This is a genomic window from Micromonospora sp. DT231 (genome assembly GCF_049847025.1).
GTDB lineage: Bacteria > Actinomycetota > Actinomycetes > Mycobacteriales > Micromonosporaceae > Micromonospora.
The window spans coordinates 19,725-35,073 of the sequence record NZ_JBNCNO010000016.1; the positions used below are offsets into that span (position 1 = coordinate 19,725).

The following is a 15,349-nucleotide window of genomic DNA, read 5'->3' on the forward strand; positions in this document are numbered from 1 at the left end:
TGCGCACCGTCCGCGCCGGGTCGTAGCGTGGGACGCATGCGAACCACCACGCTGGGCAGCGCAGGCCCCGAGGTCGGCGTCATCGGCCTCGGCTGCATGGGCATGACCCACGCCTACGACATCACCGGCCCGCGCGACGACGACACGTCGATCGCGGTCATCCACCAGGCACTCGACCTGGGCGCCACGCTCATCGACACGTCGGACGTGTACGGGCCGTACACGAACGAGGAGCTGGTCGGGCGGGCGCTGGCCGGCGGTCACCGCGAGCGTGCCGTCCTGGCGACGAAGGCCGGCCTGGTGGCCACCTCCCCCACCGGCGGTCCCGGCAACTCCCCCAGGATCGGCAACAACGGCCGCCCCGAGCACATCCGCGCCGCGATCGACGACAGCCTACGTCGGCTCGGCACCGACCACGTCGACCTCTACCAACTGCACCGCGTCGACCCGGAGGTGCCCATCGAGGAGTCCTGGGGCGCGATGGCGGAGATCGTCGCGGCGGGCAAGGCACGGCAGATCGGGCTGTCCGAGGTGACGGTGACCCAGATCGCGCGGGCCCAGGCGGTGCACCAGGTGGCGTCGGTGCAGTCCGAGCTGTCGCTGTGGACCCGCGACCCGCTGACCGAGGTGCTGCCGTACTGCGTCGAGCAGGGCATCGCGTTCCTGCCGTTCTCCCCGCTCGGTCGCGGTTTCCTGGCCGGCCGGTTCACCTCGTTCGACGATCTGCCCGCCGACGACTTCCGCCGTGGCCTGCCCCGTTTCCAGCAGGACGCGCTGCGCGCCAACCTCGCCATCGTCGCCCGGGTCCGGGAGATCGCCGACCGGGCCGGGGTCAGCCCCGCGCAGGTCGCCCTCGCCTGGGTGGTCGCGCAGGGCGACCAGGTCATTCCGATCCCGGGCACCAAGACCCCGAAGTACCTGGTGGACAACTGCGCCGCCGGCGACGTGCGGCTCGACGCCGAGGACCTGGCCGACCTGGACGCGCTGCCGGCGCCAGAAGGCGGTCGCTACTGAGGCTGCGGCGGCCCGGCGCCCCACCGCCGGGCCGCCACCGGCGGGCCGAACCTGACCCCGACGCCGGGCGAGTAGAGCACGCTGACCGGCGGGCCGACCGGTGCCGGCAACCCGGCGGCGGCGACCAGCTCGTCGTCCAGGTGCAGCAGCTCGGCCCGGTGCAGCGGCCAGCGCGGATGCCAGTTCGGCAGGTGCAGCGTGCGCCCGTGCGCCCGGGTGTGCAGGCCCCAGCGCGCGGTGACGAAGTGCTCCAGGGGGGTCGGGTCGGCGATCGGCTCCGCCAACCGCACCACCATCCGGCTCGTCGTACCCGCCGGGCCGGGCCAGCGTCGCCGGCAGCGGTAGGTGCGGCGGTCGCCGTCGCGGTCCAACCGCATCGACGACCAGAGGTACGGCAGGCGCAGTGTCGCCCGCGCCACCAGCACCGGCACCAGGCGGGACGCGTCGAGCGAGCGGAACACCACCGCCCGCCGGCCGGTGTCGTCGACCGAGTAGAGCCGGACGTTTGTCTCGTCGAAGGTGCCGAAATAGGGCACACCCGGGCCACGGCCGAAGCCGAGCCCGACCATCCGGAAGCCGATCAGGCCGACGAAGCTCACCCCGTCCATCGTGTCTGGGCGGGTGCCGGCCGGCAGCAACGGCGCGACGATCTCCGGGGCGACGGCCCAGTGCAGGAAGGTGAGGTCCTCCCAGCGCTGCCGCAGGATCGCCCAGGGAAACGCCCGCCGGGGCGAGTGGTCGACCGGTTCGATGTGCACGCCCTCATCCTGTCTCAGGCGTGCGGGCCGACGTCCACGGTTCCGACTGTCAACGATGGATTGCCTTCCAGAATGTGGCCGACCCGCTCGACCTCCTCGTCCAACGCCCGGCGTCGACCCGCGCCGAGGGCCCGCAACGGCTCGACTGTGATGCGGATCGTGCGCCCGGAGCGCCGCTGGTGCCACACCCCGGCGACCGTCCCGTCGACGAGCAGCACCGGGAAGTTGCCGGCCTGCCCTCCGGCCAGCGCCCGCTCGGCGGCGGCACCGGGAAAGAGCCGGTCACGGGGGTGGCAGCCGACCGCGTACGCGTCGAAGTAGGGCAGTAACCGCAACCCGGACGGCGGATCGTCCGGGAACTCGGTGTCGCCGGCGACCACCCACGCCCGCGTGCCGGCGACGGTGACCTCGGCCAGGTCCAGCGACTGGAACGCCTCGGTCGCCCACCGCTCGGTCGCCGACAGCCACTTGGCGAACTGGGCCGGAGTGGCCGGCCCGTACGCGTGCAGGTAGCGGCGGACGAGGTCGGCAAGCGCCGCCGGGCCGGGCATCGGCGTGAACCCGGGCAGCCAGCGGGCCGGGCTGGTGTAGGTGGTGGCGCGTCCCCGGGTCGGGCCGTGACACATGACCCCGCCCCTGGTGGCGGCCGACATCGCGGCCATCCACCGGGGCCACCGGTCCTGAAAGGCCTCCATGACCCGCTCGCCCGCCCAGGCGCCGGTGCGCGCGACGATCTCCTCGGTCAGCTCGACGGTGGTCAGCTCGGCCTCCGCCAACGCATCGGCGATCGCCGCGAGGACCTGCTCGGTCTGCTCGGGAGTCAACAGCCCTCGGCTCTGTTCCCAGGCGGGGACGGGCATCGCGGTCAGCGCGCCGGTCCACATCGGCAGGTCGGCGGCGGCGAGCAGGTGCACAGTCCCGCGTGGGCCACGGGTCTTGACCAGGGTGCGGTCCCGCCAGAGCGCCTGGCGCACCAGCGCGCGAGTCGCACCCGGGACGCGGAGCCCGACGGACAGCTCGGCGGCGGAGGCGACCTGGGCGTGCGCGCCGCACATCGTCGACACCACGTCGGCGACGCGGGCGGCGTCCGGGGCGGCGTCCGGCGCGGCCGCCGCCGAGAGCCCGTGTCGCGCCAGCCGCCGGGCGGACACCTGCGCCCAGCTCAGCTCGGTCACGGGCGGCCTCCGTGGACGTCGGCCCCGGCCGCGGGCGGGGCTTCGAGAGCGCGTCTGGTCATGCCGCCCACGCTACGACCGACGTATGTCACTTTCCGGCAGCCGCCGCCGACCGTCCGGGTTCCGGCCCGGAGATCGACGTCGTCACCCGTCGTAGGCTGGTAGGGGCGACAGGCACCGAGCAGACCGCCTATACCGCCGTTAATGGGACGGGCAGGAGGACGTACGCGTGACGCAGGGTGACACGGAGTTGGTGGTGCTGGCGCAGGCGGGTGACGCGGCGGCGCTCGGTGCGCTGCTGGCCCGCCACGAGGCCGAGATGCGGGCCGTCGCGCTGAGCATCCTCGGCTACGGGCCGGACGCCGAGGACGCGGTGCAGGACGCGATGCTGGTGGCGCTGCGGCGTATCGGCGACGTCCGCGACCCGGCCGCCGTCGGCCCGTGGTTGCGCGCCATCGTCCGCAACAACAGTCGGACGGCGCTTCGCGGCCCCAGAGCCGTCCCGGTCGCCGAGCCGGAGTGGTTCGCCGGCCCCGCCGACACACCCACCCCGGAGGAGGCACTGGACCGGGGCGCGATGCGCGACTGGGTGTGGCACGCCATCGGGCGGCTGTCCGAGCCGGACCGGCTGGTCACGCTCCTGCGCTACTTCAGCGACGCGTCCTCGTACGAGCAGATCGCGGCCGTGTGCGGGATCCCGGTCGGCACCGTCCGCAGCCGGCTCAGCCACGCCCGCCGTGCGCTCACCGGCGGCCTGCGCACGGCGGCGGACGCCGCGCACACCGACGTCGCCGCGGCGAGCGCGTCCCGGTGGCGGGAGGGTCGCGACATGATCGCCACGGCGATGGGCGGCGACTTCGACCGGGTCGTGCGCGAGAGCTGGTGGCCGCACGCCGAGATGATCGTGCCGGGTGGCCCGCGCGGTGGCCGTGACCTGGCGGTCGCCGGCATGAACCGCGACCTGACCGCCGGGGTACGCCAGCGGCTGCGCAACGTGGTGGCCAGCGGCGACGTGCTGATCTGGGAGACCGACCTGATCAGCCCGCCGGACGACCCGGAGCACTGTCCGCCCTCGGCGCTGTGGTTGCAGGTGCTGCGCGAGGGGCGGGTGCGCCAGCTCACCCTCTTCCACCCCGTGCCCGCGCTGCGCTGAAAGAACATCCCCGACCGAGCGAACTTTTCCGTCGACCCACGCATCTGGTCCGTGTCATGCACCAGTTGCCGTGCCGGCACACGCCGCGCGGATCTCGGATCGGGAGACAACTCATGGGTTCCACAAGCCACGACGTCAGCGCCCTCGCACCGGGTGCCCACGCCTTCACCGTCGACGGTGTCCGGCAGGTCTACCACGTCGCCGGCACCGGCCCGGTGTGCGTGGCGCACTCCGGCGGCCCCGGCATCGAGTGGGCCTACCTGCGGACGCCGAGCCTGGAGGAGCACTTCACGATGGTGTACGTCGAGCCGGTGGGCACGGGCGCCTCGGGGCGGCTCGACGACCCCAGCGACTACCGTCTCGACACGTATGTCCGGTTCCTCGACGCCGTCGTCGCGCACCTCGGCGAGCCCCGGGTGTACCTCCTCGGGCACTCGCACGGCGGTTTCGTCATCCAGCGGTACGCGCTCGCACACCCGGACCGGGTCGCCGGTCTCGCCCTGTACGACACCTCGCCCGTCACCGGGGCCGAGTTCTGGGCCGAGGCGATGGCCGGGCTCTCCGCATACCCGCAGCGGCACCCGGACCGGCCGGAGGCGGCGGCGATCCCGGCCGCCTTCGGGCAGATCGGCGCGGCCACCGACGACGAGTCGTTGGCGACCGCCCTGCGCGCCGCCCTTCCGGTCTACTTCGCGGACTTCTGGGGCCGGCAGGACGAATTCGTACCGTTTCAGGCCGCTGTCCGGATCTCGTTGGCGCCGGCGAGCGCGCAGGACCCGACGCCCTTCGACGTGCGGGAGAACCTGGCGGAGATCACCGCGCCGGCCGTGGTGATCGTCGGTGCGTACGACTTCATCTGCCCCCCGCGTCGCGCCGAGGAACTGCACGCGGGCCTCAAGGACTCGCGGCTGGTCCTGCTGGAACAGAGCGGGCACTTCGCCCACATCGAGCAGCCGGCGCAGTTCACCGATGCCGTGGTGGGGCTGCTCACGCGCTGAACCGGCGCGACCCGAGGTCGGTTCGTCACAGCGGGCAGGCCGCGGCGCCCGCTGGCGTTGCACGGTCATAGGCTGGGCACTTTGGTGCACCGTGACGAAGAGGAGACCGCCGTGAGCCAGACCGAGCGGATGGATTCCGTCGACGAGTGGAACGTGGCCGAGGACGACGGTGTCCTGGACGCCTCCGACACCCTCGACGACGACCGGGTCGGTGACCCCCTCGACACCGGCATCGTCGCCGAGGACCACTGGACCGCCGCCAACCGGTTCGGCACCACGCCTGCCGAGGAGCGGGCGGGCGAGTCCGTGGCGCAGCACCTCGCCCAGGAGGTGCCGGATGTCGACCCCTACGCCGAGGGCGGCGACGACGAGGACGAGCTGACCCGCCGGGGGTACGAGAGCGAGGCCCGCGCGGGCCGCCTCGTCGCCTACGACGAGGGCGTCCGCGAGGACGACGAGGCCGAGTCGGTGGCGTGGGACGCCGGCATCGACGCGGGTGGGGCAAGCGCCGAGGAGGCCGCGATCCACGTGGTCGAGGACCCGGACGGGCCCGGCGACGGCCCGCTGCGCTGACTGCCGCGCCCGCCGCGCTCACCACCCGAGGAGGTGCTGAGCGCGGCGGGCGCGTCGTTTCAGTGGATGACGACGGGCGTCCGGACCTGCTCGCCCTGCGGGTCGTCGAGTTTCGCCGGCTCACGTCGGCGCGGCAGCAGAGCCGCCGGGACGAGCGTGAGCACGACAAGCGCGAACGCGACCCAGAACGTAGTGGCGAACGACTTGGCGGCGAAGTCGAGCCCGCGCTCGATGATCGACGGGTCCACCGGCATCTGCTGGAGCAGCTCCGGCTGTCGCTGGGAGGCGATGGCCAGCCCGGCCTCGGTGACCGGCGTGCCGCTCCGGTCCACCACGCCGGGGATCAGCCGGGAGCCGTTCAGCTCGTTGGTGAGGATCACCGACATGACGGCGGCGCCGACCGAGCCGCCGATCTGCTGGAGGATGTTGACGAGCGTCGAGCCGCGCGCCACGTCGTTTGCCGACAACGTCCGCAGCGCCGAGGTCATGATCGGCATCATCGTGCCGCCCATGCCCAGGCCCATCACGAACAGCGAGCCCTCGAGCAGCCAGTACGAGGTCTGCGGATCGACCTGGGTGAAGCTGAAGAACCCGACGACGATGAGCAGCAGCGCGAACGGGACGGTACGCCCGATCGGCACCCGGTCGGCCAACGTGCCGGCGATCGGCATGGTGATCATCGCGCCGATGCCCTGCGGGGCCATCAGCAGACCGGCGGTCAGCGTCGTCTCACCGCGCACCTGGAGGAAGTAGCTCGGGAACAGCAGGCCGGCGCCCATGAACGCGATGATGAACACGAACAGCGTCAGCGACGAGATGGTCAGGCTGCGGTTGCGGAACAGCCGCAGGTCGAGCAGCGGGTGCCGGGGCTTGAACGAGTAGAGCACGAACGCCACCACCAGCACGCCGCCGACGAGCATCGGGGCCCACACCTTTGTCGCGGCGAAGGTGCCCGCCTCCGGCAGCGACGACACTCCATAGAGGAAGAGCGCCAGGCCCGGCGAGAGCATGAGCATGCCGACGAAGTCGAACGACTCGGACGGCTCGGGGGCGTCCTTCGGGAGCGCCATCTGCGCGTAGATCAGGGCGACGACGCCGATCGGCAGGTTGATCAGGAAGATCCAGTGCCAGCTCGCGGTGTCGATCAGCCAGCCGCCGAGGATCGGGCCACCGATCGGCCCGAGCAGCATCGGAATGCCGAGGACGGCCATCAGTCGGCCGATCCGGTGCGGCCCCGCCGCGCGGGTCATGATGGTCATGCCCAGCGGCATGAGCATGCCGCCGCCGAGGCCCTGGAGCACGCGGTAGCCGATCAGCTCGCCGATCGTGTCGGCCGTGGCGCAGAGCCCCGAGCCGATGGTGAACAAAGCCAACGCCACCATGTAGAGCCGTTTGGTGCCGAACCGGTCGGCTGCCCAACCACTGAGCGGGATCACGGTGGCGAGCGCGAGGGTGTAGGCGGTCATCGTCCACGCGACGCGCGCGTACGTCGCGTCGAACTCGCTCTGGAATGTGGGCAGCGCCACACTGACCACCGTCACGTCGAGGATCGACATGATCGCACCGAGGACGACGACGCCTGCCACCTTGAGCACCGCGGCGTCGAGTTTGTCCGATGTCGCGACGGATTGCTGTGTCACTAACTCTCCTGAAGTCTTCGATTGAGCGCCGGATGATGGGTGGTGGCGAGGTGCCGCGCCTGCACCGGCGCGTGACGCGACGTGCCGAGGCGACGACGCGCTGGCAGACTAACCGTCAGTTGTGACGGTTCGCCTCCAGGTTTCGTGACCGCCGGGAAGTCACAATCCGTTCGGCCGTCCCGTTACGGCCGAACGTCGGGGCGTCGATCAGCGAGAGCACTGCGAGCTGGGTGTGCTGCGCGTAGACGTTGGCGACGGTGACGCTGGTGTGCGGCGGCACCGGGCAGGGTGACCAGCACAGGTAGAAAGCCAGCTCGCCGGTGGTGCGGCTGCGGCGGATGAGCAGCCACCGATGCTCAGCGGAGCTGGTGGCGGTGGTGATCCAGGCCCACAGGTAGTCGTGGGGTCCTTCCGCTCCTGGCCCGCGACTGCGCGGCTGCCACTCGGTGGTGGGGATTCGCAGGGCGAGGTCGTCGATGCGTACGAGGCGCGACCGGCATCACGGCCGGACGGCCCCGACGGCATCCACGACGAGACTGCCGCTGCGCACCGTGATCTCCACGGTGTGCGTGCCGGCGCCGAGGTTGCGCAGGGCGTACGTCTGATAGAACTCGGGAGAGGCGAGCGTGCTCGCCGCGGAGTTGACCACCGTACCGTCCACCCTGACCTGCAGGACGGCCGAGCCGTTGTTCGGCCCCATGATGTCCAGTCCGGTACCGGTGAACGTGTAGGTCAGCGTCGAGCCGCTTCCCTGGCTGGTGGACAGGCTCCGCTGAACGTTGTACATACCCTTGCCGTTTTCGTGCGCCCAGGACCCGCCGTACACCAGCTTCCTGGCGGGCGGGTTGGCCAGGTCGGACATCTCCAGGTTGTCCAGCACCTCGGAGTAGTACGACGGGCTTCCGTCGACCGTCTCCACCCGCAGGTTGTCGAACCGGGTGAAGTAGTAGCCGCTGCCCAGCGTGATCCGGCCGGACAGTTTGGGATTCGGGTCGGTGTAGGTGGCCAGTGTGACGCCGTCGAGGTAGGCGGTCACCGTGCTTCCGACGCCCTTCAGCGCGATGTTGTGCCACGCGTTGTGAGCGGTGTTGAACCCACCGATCCGCACGCCGCCGGCGCCGCTGACCACGTTGCCGCTGGCGACCGCGTTGTTGTTGACCAGCAACTGCCAGCCCCCGTCGAAGGTGAACTTCACCGAGTACGGCGCACCGTTGTCACCGTGCTGCTCACGGATGCCCAGCCGGGCGTGGTTGGCGCCGTTCTGGGTGCTGCTGTTCTCGAAGGAGACGTCGACACTGGCCTTGTAGTTGAGCCACCGGCTGTCACCGATCCTGGTGACCGCGTCGCCCCCGTTCCACGCACCACCCAGGCCCTGGCTCGGGCCGTCCAGCTGCTGGCGCAGCACGTAGTTGGTCGATCCGTCCGGCCGGTACGCCTCGAAGGCGCCGTTGCGGTCGCTGGCGTAGCGCGGGATGACGCTCTTGGCGCCGCCACGCGACGTGATGAAGTCCGCCGTGCCCGTGATGGTGCCGCCACTGCCGATCACCGGGACCGTCTTGCCGGAGTAGTCGAAGCCGTCGGCGTAGAGGATGTTGTCGCTGGTGTTCTGCACGTCGCCGGAGATGTCGGTGTCCAGCACGGTGCGCTGGCCCTCCACCGGCAGGGGTTCCAGGTACTCGGGCTTGGTGTGGTTGGCCAGCGTCGTCACGGTGACGACCGAGTTCGGCCTGACCGTCACGGAGTACACCCCGCCGTCATCGGCCGGGACGCTGCCCACGTGCTTCAGGTAGTTGGCGTTGAACGCCTGGCCGGGGTCGGCCGCGCGGGTTTCCCACAGCTGTAGGGCCGGAGCGCCGGAGTAGGCCATGTTCACCGGCTGGAGGCGGTACGACTGGGTGTACTCGCTGTCGTTCATGAAGACCGTGGAGAAGTTGCGCTTGTCGGGCGCGGCGAGCGTGAGATAGCTGGGCGTGCCGTTGCGTCCGACCACCGGGTTCGTCCCGGTCGCTCCGGTATAGCTGGATTCGGGGACGGCGCGCCAGATACCGGCCGTGTTGCTGGAGTTCTCCCAGCCGGTCTTGGCGAACCAGCTGAAGTGCCGCAGCACGTCGATGGCGGCGTCGTAGTGCAGCCAGCCCGACCAGGGATCACGGGCGCTGACGATCTCCTTGTAGGAGTACTGCCCACCCTCGTAGAAGGACCCGATGGCCGGTTGGTAAATGAAGTTGGTCCGGCGCGAGTTGACGAATCCCTTGATGATGGTGTTTCCCATCTCCAGCGCACTGTTGGTGCCGCCGATGCCGGTTCCGACCACCGACGGGGACCGCATGTTGTTGCTGGGGCGGAAGGCGGAATTGCCGAAGGTCGCCTGTGCCTCGCTGTTCCAGATCTCCTTGTCGTAGTCCATCGCCAGGCGCTTGAAGTTGCCGGCGCCGTCGTCGTCGGGGCTGTAGTGGTAGCCGGCCGCCGCCACCACGTCGCGCAGGCCGGCGTCGCTGATCATGCTGCCGCCGAACGATCCGACACCGACCTCGTCGGAGATGACGACCTTGAGCTGGTTGTACCGGGATCGCTCTGTCGAGTCGGCGAAGTCGGCACTGTCGGTCCTGACCCGGTTGGCATAGGTCTTGGTCCAGTTCAGGTCCGCCCCGCGCTCGTTGAGACCCGGGTTGACGTAGTCGACCATGAACCCGTAGGTCCGGTACGCGCTCAGGATGGTCTTCTTGAACCAGGTGTAGACCTTGTCGTTGCTGTTCGCCCAGCCAGGGGAGTTCCAGCGCAGCAGGGACACCTTGACGTTCGGGTTGACCTTCTTCGCGTCGGCCGCGAGTTGGAAGCCCTGCGCACGCTCGACGTTAGGGGTCTCGGACTCCCACCGCATGGTCGAGGGGTCCGGTCCGGTGGAGTTGTTGCGGTCGTTGCCCATCTCGATCTTCACGTTGGTGAAGACCGGATTCTCCCCACCGAAGAGGACCCGCAGCAGCTGCGCGTACGCGGTCGGGCTCTGGGCCTTGTAATCCATCAGCAACTCGCTGGTGCTGTTGGCGCTGAGCGCACCGAAGCCCTTGAACGTCAGGCCGTTGACGTTGCCGGTGCGGATGTTGTTGCCGTCCACCGTGATCGTGCCCGATCCCGGAGTCGACACGTCAGTGACGATCCACTGCTGGTTGGTGCTGCCGCTGTTCGCGTACTGGACGAGGTTGGCGCCGTCGGACGTGCTGCCCCCGCCATCCAGGTACAGCCCGTTGGCCCGGTTCCTGAACTTGACGTAGCCGCCGGAGTCCTCCCGGGTCCACTGCTGGTTGGTGCTGCCACTCTCACTCCACTGGCCGCAGATGGATCCGCCCGTCGTGCGGCCCATCCCGTCCAGGTACAGGCCGGTGGCCCGATTCCTGAGCCGGACGTAGTCGCCGACGGCATCGATCGTCCACTGCTGGTTGACGCTGGACGACGAGGAATACTGGCCGACCGCGGCGCCGTTGGTGGTCCGGCCCATGCCGTCGATGAACTTGCCGGTGGTCCGGTTGCCCAGTTTGACGTAGGCGGCGGCTGCTTCCATGGTGAGGCCCACTGGCGTGGACGCGACAGGCATGGTCACCACGTACGTCAGGGCAAGCACGACGACCGACAGCATGCTCAGCGCGCTGGGCCTGACGCGGGCACGGCGCGGGCCGGCTACTCCCGAAGTCTGCCGAGGCGGAGCGGATCGAGGGCTGGTCATGAGTTCTCCAGTCAACCGGTCAAGGTGTGGCAGGCGACGCCTCGGGCTCGCCGGCCTGCGATGTCCAGAGGTGGCACGTCATCGTCTGATCACATCGAAGCATATTTATGCCATCCGGATCTATAGGTGCCAGGAAACGAACCGAGACGTTCAAGAACGTTCAGACTTGAGCATCCGGCCGTCAGGCTGGAGGACCGGACGGATCCACCCAGCGGTCGGGGGCCACGCTGGGGACAAGATCTCGCGCTTGAACAGCGGGACGAGTGACTTCCGGTCCCGGGGCTGGAACTCGTGCTCCAGCAGGAGCCGGCGATGGTGACGGTGTGCAGCGGCACCAGCCGCCCTAGGACTTTGACATGCGCCCTAGAGGCGGATCGCGGTCCGGATCAGCCCGGCGAGGGCCAGGGAACGACTGTGCGGCGGCCACGCGATCACCGTCGTCACGGTTGGCGCGTCCAGCACCGGCACGGCGACGAGATCGCGGCGCAGGTCGGCCCGGCACGACTCGGGCAGGACCGCCGACGCTCGGCCGAGCGCGATCAGCTGGTACAGCTGCGTGCTGTCCCGTACCTGCGGACCGGGTCCGTCCGGGTACGTGCCATCGGGGCCGGGCCGGCGGGGCGGCGGCAGGTCGGGCAGCGCGGTGACGTCGGCCATCCGCACCTGGGCCTGGGCGGCGAGGGGGTGCCCGGCCGGCAGGACCACAACCTGCCCCTCCGCGCTCAGCTCCTCGGTGTCCAGTCCGACCGTCGAGTCGAACGGCCGGTGCAGCAGCGCCACGTCCGCCCGCCCGTCGCGCAACAGCCGCTCCTGCTCGCCGATCCCGCACAGCAGAACGTCGATGGAGACCGCGCCAGGCTCGGAGGCGTACGCGTCAAGCAGCTTCGACAGCAACTCGCCGGACGCTCCAGCCTTCGTGACGAGGACCAGGCCGGGATGGCCGGCCCCGACGAGGGCCGCGCGGCGGGTACGGCGCTCGGCGGCCTCGACCGCGTCGAGGGCCGCCCGACCCTCGACCAGTAGCACCGAGCCGGCCTCGGTCAGCGCGACGGCGCGACTGGTGCGTTCCAGCAGCGCCACCCCGAGCCGCCGTTCCAACTGCGCGATCGCCCGCGACAGTGGCGGCTGCGCGATCCCGAGCCGCCGCGCGGCGCGCCCGAAGTGCAACTCCTCGGCGACCGCGACGAAATACCGCAGCTCACGCGTCTCCATGCCCCAACGGTACCGACGGCACGGCACGGCATGACCCGTCCCGCTCGGGCGCCGACGACGCGGCCTCGATGGATACCCGGGAGGTATCGACGCCCACCCAAGCGGTGTTGGCGGCCCGCTGGGGCGTGGACAGGATCGGATGCATGAGCCAAACGACAATCGCGCTGGTCACCGGCGCGAACAAGGGAATCGGATACGAGATCGCGGCCGGCCTGGGCGCCCTCGGGTGGAGCGTCGGGGTCGGCGCTCGGGACGACACGCGCCGAGAAGCCGCGGTGGAGACGTTGCGCGTCGCCGGCGTCGACGCGTTCGGTGTGCCACTGGACGTGACCGACGAGGCGAGCGTGGCCGCCGCCGTCCGGCTGGTCGAGAAACGTGCCGGCGGCCTCGACGTACTCGTCAACAACGCCGGCGTCACCGGCGGTGCGCCGCAGGAGCCGACCACGGTCGACCTCGCGGCCGTACGGACGGCGGTGGAGACCAACGTGATCGGCGTCATCCGCGTCACCAACGCCATGCTGCCCCTGCTGCGCCGCTCGTCGTCACCGCGGATCGTGAACATGTCCAGCGGCGTCGGCTCCCTCACCCGGCAGAGCAACTCCACCGACGAGTTGACGACAGGCCCGCTCGCCGTCGCGTACGCGCCATCGAAGACGTTCCTCAACGCCGTCACCGTCCAGTACGCCAAGGAACTGCGCGACACGAAGATCCGGATCAACGCTGCCTGCCCCGGCTTCGTCGCGACCGACCTCAACGGCTTCCGCGGCATCCGTACCCCGCAACAGGGCGCGGCGATCGCGATCCGACTCGCGACCCTGCCCGACGACGGGCCCACCGGCGGGTTCTTCGAGGACGCCGGTGTGGTGCCCTGGTGATCAACCGGTCCACCGACCGCAGTAGCCGAGCGGGCGCGAGGCGTGCCGGACCCTGGCCGCTCGCCCTCGCACCGCCCTGCTAGCTGGTGGGCCGTGCCGCATCCTGGTCGCGCGCCTCATCGCCTCGCCGGCCGCGTGGAGTGAGGGCGTGCCGTGTTGGCCACTCGGTCCGCCCGCTGACCAGGTGATCGTTGTGCTGGTGGTGCTCACGTTCGTCGGTGGTAGTGGTTGCGCCGAGGGAGTTGCCCGGGGTCGAGCCAGGCGGGTGGGACGAATTCGGGGTGGCCGTCGCCCGCCAACCGCACGGTCCAGTCGCCGTGGTGCAGGTGCCGGTGGTGGTGGCCGCAGAGCAGGACGGCGTTGGCGAGGCTGGTGGTGCCGCCGTCAGCCCAGTGGTGGATGTGGTGGGCGTCGCACCAGCGCGGTGGGCGGTCGCAGCCCGGGAAGGCGCAGCCACGGTCGCGCAGCACCAGGGCTCGTCGGAGAGGGCCGGTGATGAGGCGGCGTTGCCGGCCGAGGTCGAGTGGTTGGCCGGTGCTGTTGAGGACGGCGGGCAGAATGGCGGCGTCGCAGGCGAGCCGGCGCACGGCCTCGGGCGTGAGGTGCAGGCCGGTGTCGAGGGTGCCGCTGCCCAGTTGCCGGGTCAGACCTTCGTAGCTGGTGGTGACGACGATCTGGGCGGAATCCCCGCCGTGCTCGGGCAACCCACCGGTGCGCAGGGCGAGGCGGCACACGTCGCCGAAGGCGTCGTGCCGGCGTTGCCCGGGCGAACGCTGGTCATCGGGGCCCACGGGTGCGCCGAGTGGGTCGATGGCGGCGCGGAGCAGCCCGGCGGTCTCGGTGTCGAGGATGCCGGTGAGCCGCAGGCGACCGTCGGTGAGGGTGGAGAGGGTGAGGTGACGATCGCGGGCGGCGCGGTGGGCCTCGGCGTCCAGGGCGGCTTTGGCGGCGGCGTCGGCGATGTCGGGTGCGACGTGGTCGAGGATGCGGGTGCCGAGTTTGCGCAGGAGGGTGGGGTCGAACTGCCCGGCCCACTCGACGAGCACCCCGCAGGCTTTGGCGGCGGCCTCCGGACCGGCCGCGTTCTGCACCGTGTCGACCGCATCGACGATGATCCGGGCCTGGTCCACGGTGACGTGGCCGTCGGCCAGTGCGTGGCGTACCCCAGGATTGCCGGTGTCCAGGGCGGCGGCGAGGTCGACGAGGCGACGGGCGGCCGGGATCCCTTCGGTCCCCCATGATCCATCTGCGGCGGGCCCGCCCAGCGACAGGCCCGCCTGCGGTCCAGGCCGTCCGCCGGCGGAACATCGCACGCCTGCCCGCCTGTTGCACCTGATGTGCCGGCTACCGCCGGCTTCCACCACATCCGACTCCGGGTGGAAGGATGAGACACCGTGGACCGCGCCCCGCTCGCCAGTTTTCTGCGCACCCGCCGCGAGGCCCTTCAGCCCGAGGACGTCGGATTGCCCCGAGGCCCACGTCGGCGCACCGGTGGGCTACGCCGCGAAGAAGTCGCCTTGTTGAGCGGTATGTCCACCGACTACTACAGCCGGTTGGAGCAGCAGCGGGGGCCGCGCCCGTCGGAGCAGATGCTCGCCGCCCTGGCCCGTGGCCTGCGGCTCTCCCGGGCCGAACGGGACCACCTGTTCCAACTCGCCGGCCACGCCATCCCCCACCGGGCGGTGCGGGCCGACCACGTCAATCCGGGAATGATGCGGATCCTCGACCGGATGCCCGACACACCGGCCCAGGTGGTGAACCACCTCGGCGAGACCCTGGCGCAGACCGCCCCGGCCGTCGCCCTGCTCGGCGACGAGACCCGGCACACAGGGCTGGCCCGCAGCGCGCACCACCGCTGGTTCACCGACCCGACGGCGCGGCGGCTGTACCCGGTGGAGGACCACCACACGCAGAGCCGTCTGCTCGTGGCGAGCCTGCACGCCTCGTACACCCGTGACGGCCGGGGGTCACGGGCCGCGGACCTGGTCGACGACCTGCTGGCCAGGAGCCCGGAGTTCGCCCAGCTCTGGCGTGAGCACCCGGTGCCGGCCGGCTCCTGCCCGCCGAAGCGTTTCCTGCACCCGGAGGTCGGGGCGTTGGAGTTGCACTGTCAGACCCTGGTGGACCCCGACGAGTCCCAGACGTTGCTGGTCTTCACCGCCGCGCCCGGCTCGGCGAGCGACGAGAAACTGCGGCTGCTCACCGTCATCGGCGGCCAGCTCGTCTGATC

12 protein-coding genes and 1 pseudogene are annotated in these 15,349 nt (G+C 70.8%); 6 read left to right on the forward strand and 7 right to left on the reverse strand.

Annotation, left to right across the window (positions count from 1 at the left end; genetic code table 11):
• Positions 1 to 36: 36 nt before the first annotated feature.
• Positions 37 to 1,014: an aldo/keto reductase gene (locus ACPXBU_RS30090; protein ID WP_425760776.1), complete on the forward strand. Its 978-nt coding sequence runs from the start codon at positions 37 to 39 to the stop codon at positions 1,012 to 1,014.
• On the opposite strand, the gene ACPXBU_RS30095 is transcribed toward ACPXBU_RS30090, so the two are convergent.
• Both ACPXBU_RS30095 and ACPXBU_RS30100 read right to left on the reverse strand, forming a co-directional pair.
• A complete protein-coding gene (locus tag ACPXBU_RS30095; protein ID WP_425760777.1) occupies positions 1,008 to 1,772 on the reverse strand; it encodes a YqjF family protein in 765 nt (254 codons plus the stop codon). The genes ACPXBU_RS30090 and ACPXBU_RS30095 overlap by 7 nt on opposite strands.
• 14 nt (positions 1,773 to 1,786) lie before the next feature.
• The gene (locus ACPXBU_RS30100) at positions 1,787 to 2,947 is read right to left on the reverse strand and encodes a winged helix DNA-binding domain-containing protein (RefSeq protein ID WP_425760778.1); all 1,161 of its coding nucleotides are present in this window, start codon (positions 2,945 to 2,947) and stop codon (positions 1,787 to 1,789) included.
• Between the two features lie 229 nt (positions 2,948 to 3,176).
• Here ACPXBU_RS30100 and ACPXBU_RS30105 point away from each other — a divergent pair, with 229 nt between their 5' ends.
• From ACPXBU_RS30105 to ACPXBU_RS30115, 3 genes are all read left to right on the forward strand, one after another.
• The gene (locus tag ACPXBU_RS30105) at positions 3,177 to 4,100 is read left to right on the forward strand and encodes an RNA polymerase sigma factor (protein WP_425760779.1); all 924 of its coding nucleotides are present in this window, start codon (positions 3,177 to 3,179) and stop codon (positions 4,098 to 4,100) included.
• A gap of 113 nt (positions 4,101 to 4,213) precedes the next feature.
• Positions 4,214 to 5,098 carry an alpha/beta fold hydrolase gene (locus tag ACPXBU_RS30110; protein ID WP_425760780.1) on the forward strand — a complete coding sequence of 295 codons (885 nt, stop codon included), beginning with the start codon at positions 4,214 to 4,216 and terminating at the stop codon, positions 5,096 to 5,098.
• 111 nt (positions 5,099 to 5,209) lie between these two features.
• Positions 5,210 to 5,671, forward strand: coding sequence for a DUF5709 domain-containing protein (locus tag ACPXBU_RS30115; protein ID WP_357253378.1), 462 nt, complete (start codon positions 5,210 to 5,212; stop codon positions 5,669 to 5,671).
• Between the two features lie 59 nt (positions 5,672 to 5,730).
• Here the strand turns inward: ACPXBU_RS30115 and ACPXBU_RS30120 are convergent, their stop codons facing one another.
• The 4 genes and pseudogenes from ACPXBU_RS30120 to ACPXBU_RS30135 form a co-directional block, all read right to left on the reverse strand.
• Positions 5,731 to 7,311 carry a DHA2 family efflux MFS transporter permease subunit gene (locus tag ACPXBU_RS30120; RefSeq protein WP_425760781.1) on the reverse strand — a complete coding sequence of 527 codons (1,581 nt, stop codon included), beginning with the start codon at positions 7,309 to 7,311 and terminating at the stop codon, positions 5,731 to 5,733.
• 250 nt (positions 7,312 to 7,561) lie between these two features.
• A pseudogene (locus ACPXBU_RS30125) lies at positions 7,562 to 7,798 on the reverse strand (IS701 family transposase); the annotation flags it as partial.
• Positions 7,799 to 7,810: 12 nt separating this feature from the next.
• Complete coding sequence (locus ACPXBU_RS30130) at positions 7,811 to 10,945, reverse strand: RICIN domain-containing protein (protein ID WP_425760782.1); 3,135 nt, start codon at positions 10,943 to 10,945, stop codon at positions 7,811 to 7,813.
• 450 nt (positions 10,946 to 11,395) lie between these two features.
• Positions 11,396 to 12,244 (reverse strand): LysR family transcriptional regulator, encoded by an 849-nt coding sequence (locus ACPXBU_RS30135; RefSeq protein ID WP_425760783.1) that lies wholly within the window; start codon positions 12,242 to 12,244, stop codon positions 11,396 to 11,398.
• Positions 12,245 to 12,387: 143 nt separating this feature from the next.
• Between ACPXBU_RS30135 and ACPXBU_RS30140 the strand changes: the two genes are divergently transcribed.
• Complete coding sequence (locus ACPXBU_RS30140; protein WP_425760784.1) at positions 12,388 to 13,119, forward strand: SDR family oxidoreductase; 732 nt, start codon at positions 12,388 to 12,390, stop codon at positions 13,117 to 13,119.
• 206 nt (positions 13,120 to 13,325) lie between these two features.
• Here the strand turns inward: ACPXBU_RS30140 and ACPXBU_RS30145 are convergent, their stop codons facing one another.
• Positions 13,326 to 14,390, reverse strand: coding sequence for a DUF222 domain-containing protein (locus ACPXBU_RS30145; protein ID WP_425760874.1), 1,065 nt, complete (start codon positions 14,388 to 14,390; stop codon positions 13,326 to 13,328).
• Positions 14,391 to 14,513: 123 nt separating this feature from the next.
• Between ACPXBU_RS30145 and ACPXBU_RS30150 the strand changes: the two genes are divergently transcribed.
• Complete coding sequence (locus ACPXBU_RS30150) at positions 14,514 to 15,347, forward strand: helix-turn-helix transcriptional regulator (protein ID WP_425760785.1); 834 nt, start codon at positions 14,514 to 14,516, stop codon at positions 15,345 to 15,347.
• Positions 15,348 to 15,349: the final 2 nt, after the last annotated feature.

Excerpts from the sequence above, each read along its gene's own strand:
- ACPXBU_RS30090 (WP_425760776.1), top strand. The coding sequence starts at position 37 with ATGCGAACCACCACGCTGGGCAGCGCAGGCCCCGAGGTCGGCGTCATC.
- ACPXBU_RS30140 (WP_425760784.1), top strand. The coding sequence starts at position 12,388 with ATGAGCCAAACGACAATCGCGCTGGTCACCGGCGCGAACAAGGGAATC.
- ACPXBU_RS30135 (WP_425760783.1), bottom strand. The coding sequence starts at position 12,244 with ATGGAGACGCGTGAGCTGCGGTATTTCGTCGCGGTCGCCGAGGAGTTG.
- ACPXBU_RS30110 (WP_425760780.1), top strand. The coding sequence starts at position 4,214 with ATGGGTTCCACAAGCCACGACGTCAGCGCCCTCGCACCGGGTGCCCAC.
- ACPXBU_RS30130 (WP_425760782.1), bottom strand. The coding sequence starts at position 10,945 with ATGCTGTCGGTCGTCGTGCTTGCCCTGACGTACGTGGTGACCATGCCT.